Below are 3,400 nucleotides of genomic sequence, written 5' to 3'. Positions count from 1 at the left end.
AACAGTTCGGTAATTTTTGAGCAGGCATAGCTGTATCGCACTGATACACAACAGTTTGCATTGATATTGAATTGTTATTGCATCTTATTGATATTCAATTGAATATGCAAATTTTACCGAACTATTGCATGAGCTTCTCGACATAATTGCATCTTAATTCAATAGTAAGTGGTGGCCCATTAAGGGAAAATGCTTAACTTTGCACCCATCATTTATAGTCATTCTACAATTATGGCACAGCAAGACGACGTTTTCAAAAAGATAGTTTCCCATGCCAAAGAGTATGGATTCGTGTTCCAGTCAAGTGAAATCTACGACGGCCTGGCTGCCGTCTACGACTACGGCCAGAACGGTGTCGAACTCAAAAACAACATCAAACGCTACTGGTGGGACGCCATGACTCTCCTCCACGAGAACATCGTCGGAATCGACTCCGCCATATTCATGCACCCCACCATCTGGAAGGCTTCCGGCCACGTCGACGCATTCAACGATCCTCTGATCGACAACCGCGACTCCAAGAAGCGCTATCGCGCCGACGTGCTCATCGAAGAGGAGATAGCCAAGATCGACGACAAGATCGAGAAAGAGGTGGCCAAAGCCGCCAAGCGATTCGGCGAATCGTTCGACGAAACACTCTATCGCCAGACCAATCCCCGCGTGGCAGAGCACATCAAGGAGCGTGAGGAGCTCCACGAGCGCTTTGCAAAAGCCATGAACGACAACGATCTCGAAGCACTGCGCCAGATCATCGTAGACCGCGGCATCGTATGCCCCGTTTCAGGCACCAAGAACTGGACGGAAGTACGCCAGTTCAACCTCATGTTCCGCACCGAGATGGGATCGACGGCCGACGGCGCCATGACAGTATATCTCCGCCCCGAGACCGCACAGGGCATATTTGTCAACTACCTCAACGTGCAGAAGACCGGCCGTATGCGCCTCCCCTTCGGCATAGCCCAGATAGGCAAAGCGTTCCGCAACGAGATCGTGGCACGCCAGTTCATCTTCCGCATGCGCGAGTTCGAGCAGATGGAGATGCAGTTCTTCGTGCGTCCGGGCGAGGAACTCAAATGGTTTGAATACTGGAAACAGTGGCGCCTGCAATGGCACAAGGCTCTCGGCATGGGCGACGAGAAATATCGCTATCACGACCACGACAAGCTGGCCCACTACGCCAACGCAGCCACCGACATCGAATTCCAGATGCCGTTCGGATTCAAGGAAGTGGAAGGCATCCACTCCCGCACCAACTTCGACCTCTCCCAGCACGAGAAATTTTCCGGAAAGAACATCAAATATTTCGACCCCGAACTCAACGAGAACTACACGCCCTACGTGATCGAAACCTCCATAGGCGTCGACCGCATGTTCCTCTCGGTGCTCTGCTCATCCTACGAAGAGCAGATGCTCGACGGAGGCGACAAGCGCGTGGTGCTTCACCTCCCCGCCCCCCTCGCGCCCGTGAAATGCGCCGTGCTCCCGCTCGTCAAGAAGGACGGTCTGCCCGACAAGGCACGCGAGATCGTCAACGACCTCAAATTTGACTTCGCCACCAGATATGACGAAAAAGACTCCATCGGCAAACGCTACCGCCGTCAGGATGCCATCGGCACACCCTACTGCATCACCGTCGACCACCAGACACTGGAGGACAACACCGTCACACTGCGCGAGCGCGACTCAATGGAGCAGACCCGCGTCAGCGTGGACGATCTCCACAAGCTCATCCACGACCGCGTGAGCCTCACCACTCTCCTGCGCCGTCTCGGCTGACGATACCCCATATTTCTCCTCTACAAACCATCAAACCGTTATAAACATGATCAAAACACGAATCATATCGGCCATTGCAGCATTCCTAATGTTGCCGGCATTCTCATCGTGCAACTATAACTCGCTCGTTGAGCAACAGCAGACCGTCGACCAGTCATGGGCCGAGGTGCAGAACCAGTACCAGCGACGCGCCGACCTGATACCCAATCTGGTCAACACCGTCAAAGGTTACGCCTCACACGAAAGCTCCACGCTCGAGAAAGTGACCGAGGCACGCGCCAAAGCCACATCTATCAACATCTCGGCCGAAAACCTCGACGAGGCCACACTCGCCAAATTCCAGAAAGCGCAGGGCGAGCTCACACAGGCGCTCAAATCGCTCCTTGCTGTCAGCGAGGCATATCCCGACCTCAAGGCCAACGAAAACTTCCGCGACCTTCAGGTGCAGCTCGAGGGCACAGAAAACCGCGTGGCCACCGCCCGCGGCCGTTACACACAGGCTGTAGCCGCCTACAACACCGCCATAAAAAAATTCCCTACGGTGATCTACGCCGGATGGTTCGGCTTCAGTCCGAAGCCGCAGTTCCAGGCCGACGACTCCGCACAGTCAGCACCCGAAGTTAAATTCTGATGACGATGAAATCATTTACCGCATCCCTGCTGGCTGCAGCTGCCGCCATCGCATTCACAGCGTGCAACAGCGAAAACACCTGGGACGAATACGAAGAGTGGCGCGAGGCCAACAACGAGTGGTATCAGCGTCAGCTCACTCTTACCGACACTGACGGCACACCGTACTACACCAAGCTCGCCCCGGCATGGTATCCGACATCGGGCGTGCTCATCCACTACTTCAACGACCGCGCCAAGACCGAAGGCAATCTCTCGCCTCTGGTCACCAGCACCGTCGACGCCAAGTATATCGGGCGCCTCTACAACGACGAGCCGTTTGACTCATCGTTCACTATGACCACCTACGGCGACAGCATCTACCGCTTCCGCCCGTCCGACATGATCAGCGGATGGCAGATAGCGCTCACCGACATGCGTGTAGGCGACAGCTGTCGTGTAGTCATCCCTGCCGACCAGGGCTACGGAGTCCAGTCGACCGGCATAATCCTGCCGTATTCGGTACTGGTGTTTGACATCAAGCTCACTGACATCTACAGTCTCCAGCAGCCATAAATCATGGATCCGTTCCTGACAGAGTTGAACAAAATGGTCACAGGCAAGCGCTATCGCGCAGCCATGCCACAGTTTCAGGAAGGCTTGCGCAAAGCCCAGCTTATTGTGCGCCGGTTCAACGACATGTCGCCCGACGACGTCGACGGCCGCATGGCTCTGCTCCGGGGATTTTTCGCCAAGTGCGGCGAACGCGTGCAGATCAATCAGCCGATGCGCTGCGACTGGGGATGCAACATCTCTATCGGACACGACACATTCATCAACTTCAACCTGACCATACTCGACGAGGCTCCGGTGACGATCGGCAACCATGTTTTCATCGGGCCCAACGTCAGTATTTTCACCGCCGGCCATCCGCTCGACGCCGAGGAGCGCAACACCGGCGATGAATGGGCCGAACCGGTGACAATCGGCGACAATGTATGGATCGGAGGATGTG

Annotated in this window: 4 protein-coding genes; all 4 read left to right on the top strand. The window is 55.3% G+C overall.

Annotated features, from left to right (window positions below; all coding sequences use genetic code 11):
* Nucleotides 1-231 precede the first annotated feature (231 nt).
* Nucleotides 232-1,776 carry a glycine--tRNA ligase gene (locus C5O24_RS11860; RefSeq protein ID WP_107036839.1) on the top strand — a complete coding sequence of 515 codons (1,545 nt, stop codon included), beginning with the start codon at nucleotides 232-234 and terminating at the stop codon, nucleotides 1,774-1,776.
* Between the two features lie 46 nt (nucleotides 1,777-1,822).
* Nucleotides 1,823-2,407, top strand: coding sequence for a LemA family protein (locus C5O24_RS11855; protein ID WP_107036838.1), 585 nt, complete (start codon nucleotides 1,823-1,825; stop codon nucleotides 2,405-2,407).
* A gap of 5 nt (nucleotides 2,408-2,412) precedes the next feature.
* Complete coding sequence (gene bamJ, locus C5O24_RS11850; RefSeq protein ID WP_161553898.1) at nucleotides 2,413-2,961, top strand: BamJ family beta-barrel-assembly machinery protein; 549 nt, start codon at nucleotides 2,413-2,415, stop codon at nucleotides 2,959-2,961.
* Between the two features lie 3 nt (nucleotides 2,962-2,964).
* On the top strand, nucleotides 2,965-3,400 hold a 436-nt coding region (locus C5O24_RS11845; RefSeq protein WP_107681882.1), incomplete at its 3' end, for a sugar O-acetyltransferase.

The sequence above is a fragment of the Paramuribaculum intestinale genome, from assembly GCF_003024925.1.
GTDB lineage: Bacteria > Bacteroidota > Bacteroidia > Bacteroidales > Muribaculaceae > Paramuribaculum > Paramuribaculum intestinale.
The sequence above is the reverse complement of the archived record's forward strand: the minus strand, read 5'-3'. Positions and strand labels throughout refer to the sequence as shown.

Excerpts from the sequence above, each read along its gene's own strand:
- bamJ (WP_161553898.1), top strand. The coding sequence starts at position 2,413 with ATGAAATCATTTACCGCATCCCTGCTGGCTGCAGCTGCCGCCATCGCA.
- C5O24_RS11860 (WP_107036839.1), top strand. The coding sequence starts at position 232 with ATGGCACAGCAAGACGACGTTTTCAAAAAGATAGTTTCCCATGCCAAA.
- C5O24_RS11855 (WP_107036838.1), top strand. The coding sequence starts at position 1,823 with ATGATCAAAACACGAATCATATCGGCCATTGCAGCATTCCTAATGTTG.